We start from the raw sequence: 3,357 nt of genomic DNA, 5'->3' as shown, positions 1-3,357 counted from the left end.
AACTGAGTGACAAGCCGTTGCCTCAAGGCTGGCAATGGCAAGATTGGCGTGATCAACGCGGTGAGTTGTTCCAAGCGGTGCGAATGGAAAAGAACATGATGGGCTTAATGCTTGGTCTTATCATTGGCGTCGCTGCATTCAATATTATTTCAGCCCTGATCATGGTTGTAATGGAAAAACAGTCTGAAGTGGCAATTTTAAAAACTCAAGGCATGACAGATAGACAAGTTTTGGCCATTTTTATGGTTCAAGGTGCGAGCAGTGGTGTTATTGGTGCGTTAATTGGTGGCAGTTTAGGGGTAGTGCTTGCGAGTAACCTAAACCAGCTATTAGAGAGTGCGGGGGGTGCTTTGTTTTCCGTCGGTGGCGAGCTACCGATTTTGATTAATCCTGTACAGATTTGTGTTGTTGTGGTGTTGGCTATTGCGCTGAGCCTTGCCGCAACCTTGTTCCCTTCATACCGCGCATCTTCTGTAAAACCAGCTGAGGCCTTAAGATATGAGTAGTCTTCTTCAATGTCATAACGTTTGTAAAACCTATCATGAAGGTGCATTCGACACTCAGGTGCTTAAAGGCGTCAGCTTCGATATTCAGAAGGGGGAGCTAGCATCGATCATTGGTACCTCTGGCTCAGGCAAAAGTACCTTGCTCCATATCCTCGGGGCGCTTGATGAACCAACTGAAGGGCATGTCACTTTCTTAGAGCAAGAACTGTCACAGCTCAGCTCGAATCGTCAAGCTAAGTTACGAAATCAACACCTAGGGTTTGTCTACCAATTCCACCATTTGCTTGCCGATTTTAGTGCGCTCGAAAATGTGGCTATGCCACTGCTGATTGGTGGTGCAAAGGTTAACCAAGCCAAAACCGCTGCTAAAGCTTTGCTCGACAAGGTGGGTTTGAGCCATCGTATTGAACATAGACCTTCTGAGCTCTCAGGCGGTGAGCGTCAGCGTGTGGCGATAGCGCGTGCTTTGGTCAATAATCCATCGTTGGTGTTGGCGGATGAACCAACCGGTAATTTAGACCATAAGACAGCTTTAGCCATCTATGACCTGATGCGCGAGCTGAATCAAGAATCTAACACTGCGTTCCTTGTTGTCACTCACGATGGCGAACTGGCAGGAAAAATGGACCGTCAACTGCATATGCAAGATGGTTTGCTGCTCAACATCGAGGGGGCGTAAGTGTTTTCATCCTTATCCTTGTTTATTGGTGGCCGATTTAGCCGAGCCAAGCAGCGCAATAAGATGGTGTCATTTATCTCAATGTCATCCACTATTGGCATTGCCATCGGTGTAGCAGTGATTATTATTGGCCTATCGGCAATGAACGGTTTTGAAAGAGAGCTCAAAGACCGTGTGTTATCTGTGATTTCTCATGGTGAGTTTGAAGGCGTGAGAGGTCCGATTAATGGTTGGCAAAACATCATCCAACACGTAGAGCAGCACCCTAAAATTGAAGCGGCTGCACCCTACGTTAAGTTTACCGCTTTGGCCGAAAAAGGCACGCAACTCAAAGCCCTTGAAGTACGTGGTATCGACCCTGAATTAGAAACCAAAGTCTCTAATCTCGACGATTTTGTTGATTCGCGAGTATGGCAAGCATTTCAAGCGGGTGAGCAGCAAGTTATTCTAGGTAAAGGCATCGCAGGTCTGCTTAATGTGGATAAAGGGGATTTCTTGACCCTCATGATTCCAACCTCTGGTGCAACAACGAAAGTTCAAGCACCAAAGCGTGTGCGAGTAAAAGTGGCGGGGCTACTGACTCTCAATGGGCAAATCGATCATAACCTAGCGCTAATTCCACTGAAAGATGCGCAGAGCTACGCAAAACTTCAACAGGGAGTGACTGGCGTGGCGGTACGTGTATCAGAGGTGCTTAACGCGACCCATATTGTCCGCGAAGTCGGGCGCACTCTAGATGAGTATGTCTACCTGCGCAGTTGGCAGCAGAAATATGGTTTCCTTTACCGAGATATTCAACTAGTCCGCACCATTATGTATCTAGTGATGGTGTTGGTGATTGGTGTAGCAAGCTTCAACATAGTTTCGACGTTAATGATGGCGGTGAAAGATCGCGCTGCGGAGATCGCTATATTGCGCACTATGGGTGCGACTGATGGTTTGGTGAAAAAAATCTTCGTCTGGCAGGGGGTATTTTCCGGTGTACTCGGCAGTGTTGTAGGTAGCGTGTTTGGTGTTTTGGTTGCCCTTAATTTGACGACCATGATTACGGGTTTAGAGACGCTAATTGGCCATCAGTTTTTGTCCGGTGATATCTACTTTGTTGATTTCTTGCCTTCTCAAGTTAACGTCGCTGATGTGTTAGTTGTATCACTCACTGCGATCGTACTTAGTCTGTTAGCGACTTGGTATCCCGCTTCAAGAGCAAGCAAGTTGAATCCTGCAGCGGTGCTGAGTTCAAAGTAGTTTAAGGGAGATATTTGTTCGGCACTAGAAATGGCATCATTGTGCTCAGCGTGTCGAACATTCTACTCTTGAACTCGAGAATGTCTTCAAGGCTATCGAATCCGCACAGACCAAGCTCTTTTATAGTGCTAAATTTAGATCTCTTGTTTAAATACCTCTCGCTCCTTAGCGTGAGGTAGTGGTAACTGAGGTCGATGTTTGCGTGGTCAAACTCTAGCGGGCTACTTTACCCTTTTCATCCTTTCAGCGTCTTGAGTACGCTAAATATCATTCTTAGCTTTCACACGGTTTCAACTCGCTATTAGTTGAGTCGGAAACCGCGCAATTCAAATTCTACTTTTTGAGTAAATTGCCTATTCTGATTTTTCGTTGTTGCCAACTGCGAACCACAGAGTAGCGCCAAAGTGCACGAATTCCAAAATAACCGAGCATAGCCGAACCAATACCACAAATTAGGCAGCCGAGTAGGAATGGGGGACCAATGGTCGGTTACTTACCCATACTAAAGCGACAGAAAGAGGCAGATTGACACCACAAGCGATGGCTAGGCCAGCGGCCATAATCATTTGACTAGGAAGTGGTACGAAAGCCATAAACAGACCGACAGCGAATGCACCGGAAGCAGAACGGCGATTGAGGCACCAGAGGTTAGGGTTGTATAGCACATTGCCAAAAATCTTTAGTGCCTTTTGACGTTTAATAACGTCGTGGTCAGGCATAAAGCGTTTAATAAATTTTCTTGGCATAGGGAAATGACTCTCTACTTACATTACTGGACGCTAATTTCATTCTCTTTGGTGATCACAACTAGCCCTTCATGGCGGTTCTTACCGAGTTTAGAACTGCTGCCGGTTGCCTTAATGGTCATAGCAATATCAGCCAAATACACAATGGCAAGAAGTTTGTTAGGGCTAGCCTTAGCGTGTG

At 46.2% G+C, this 3,357-nt stretch carries 3 protein-coding genes and 1 pseudogene; 3 read left to right on the top strand and 1 reads right to left on the bottom strand.

Annotation, left to right across the window (positions count from 1 at the left end; translation table 11 throughout):
- From QTO00_RS17425 to lolE, 3 genes are all read left to right on the top strand, one after another.
- The coding region (locus QTO00_RS17425) for an FtsX-like permease family protein (protein ID WP_331425905.1) at positions 1–506 on the top strand (506 nt) is incomplete at its 5' end.
- Entirely contained in the window at positions 499–1,185 is a 687-nt protein-coding gene (lolD, locus tag QTO00_RS17420) for a lipoprotein-releasing ABC transporter ATP-binding protein LolD (protein ID WP_331425904.1), read from the top strand. The genes QTO00_RS17425 and lolD, both read left to right, overlap by 8 nt.
- On the top strand, positions 1,186–2,430 hold the full coding sequence (lolE, locus tag QTO00_RS17415) for a lipoprotein-releasing ABC transporter permease subunit LolE (RefSeq protein WP_331425903.1): 1,245 nt from the start codon (positions 1,186–1,188) through the stop codon (positions 2,428–2,430).
- A gap of 333 nt (positions 2,431–2,763) precedes the next feature.
- On the opposite strand, the pseudogene QTO00_RS17410 reads toward lolE, so the two are convergent.
- Positions 2,764–3,176: pseudogene (locus tag QTO00_RS17410) on the bottom strand (DUF2062 domain-containing protein).
- Positions 3,177–3,357 lie beyond the last annotated feature (181 nt).

This window comes from Vibrio sp. M260118 (assembly GCF_036533755.1).
Lineage (GTDB): Bacteria > Pseudomonadota > Gammaproteobacteria > Enterobacterales > Vibrionaceae > Vibrio.
The sequence above is the reverse complement of the archived record's forward strand: the minus strand, read 5'-3'. Positions and strand labels throughout refer to the sequence as shown.

What these genes read in the sequence shown, in the direction of transcription:
- lolD (WP_331425904.1), top strand. Translation starts at nt 499, where the DNA reads ATGAGTAGTCTTCTTCAATGTCATAACGTTTGTAAAACCTATCATGAA.